Here is a 1,071-nt window from a genome sequence, read left to right as displayed (position 1 = left end):
AAGAACGGCCAGCCCTGGTACCACCTCTACTACCAGGGCTGGCCGTTCTTCGGGTCGTTGTACGCCGGGTCGTTGAGGTCGGTGTCGCAGTAGCCGATGTAGCAGCCGTCGGTGTTGTGCTCCGGCTCCGGGACGTCGTCGGGTACGGCCGGGACGCCGCCGGTGTCCGCGTACACGGCGCCGTAGAAGCGGCGGATCCAGTCCAGGTGCGGGGCGGCGATGGACGGGTCCGCCCGGGCGTCCTCGTAGTCGTAGACGCCGTCGTGGTTGGCGTCCTTGTTCCAGGTCCAGTAGGTCTGGAACTGGAGCTTGAGCACGGAGGAGCGCTGCGGGACGGCCGTGGCGTCCGGCGGGACGTCGTTGATCCGCCCGCCGTAGGAGTCGACCTGGAGCAGCGCCTGGTCGTTCTCGTAGCGTGCGTCGGTCAGGTGGTCGTAGACGGCGAGCAGTTGGGCGTCGGTGAAACCGGCCGTGTGGTACGCCGACTTGTACTTGCCGCACCTGCTGGGGCCGGATTCGTTGAGGTTCTGGGTGGCCGTCAGCCAGGGCAGCCGGGTCGGGATGTAGAGGTCCTCCAGCGGCGGGTGCTCGCCCATCCGCACGTCCAGCGGGCTCTGTGGATAGTCGGCTTCCGGGGCGATGTGCTCCAGGAACCGCCGCAGACGCTCCGGGGAGTCGGCACGGTCCCCGTCCAGCTGCACGATCAGGCCGATCTTGCCGGCCTTGCGGTGGTTCAGCTTGAGCAGCGTGAACATGTCCCAGTAGTCGTACGGGTACGGGAAGTCGCCGCGGGCGCCGCTCTGTTCGCCCTCGAAGAAGCGGCCGTAGCGGCGCACCAGCGCGTAGAACCGCTCCGGCTCGTCGTCGAAGAGCGACCAGTCCCAGGCCACGGTGCGCAGCAGCACCTGGGCGGGCGGCTCGGGCAGGTCCCGGAACCAGAACCGGGTGACGATGCCGAAGTTGCCGCCTCCGCCACCGGTGTGCGCCCACCACAGGTCGCGCAGCACCGGGTCGTCGGAGTCCCGGCGCGCGACGGTCACCGCGGCGTGGGTGCCGTCGCGGACGGTGACG

1 pseudogene is annotated in these 1,071 nt (G+C 69.5%); it reads right to left on the bottom strand.

What is annotated here, in order from left to right:
- Positions 1–29: 29 nt before the first annotated feature.
- Positions 30–1,071, bottom strand: a pseudogene (locus CCN44_RS44575) (isoquinoline biosynthesis protein); the annotation flags it as partial.

This window comes from Streptomyces tricolor, assembly GCF_002155905.1.
Classification (GTDB): domain Bacteria; phylum Actinomycetota; class Actinomycetes; order Streptomycetales; family Streptomycetaceae; genus Streptomyces; species Streptomyces tricolor.
This window is presented reverse-complemented; position numbering and strand designations above follow the sequence as displayed.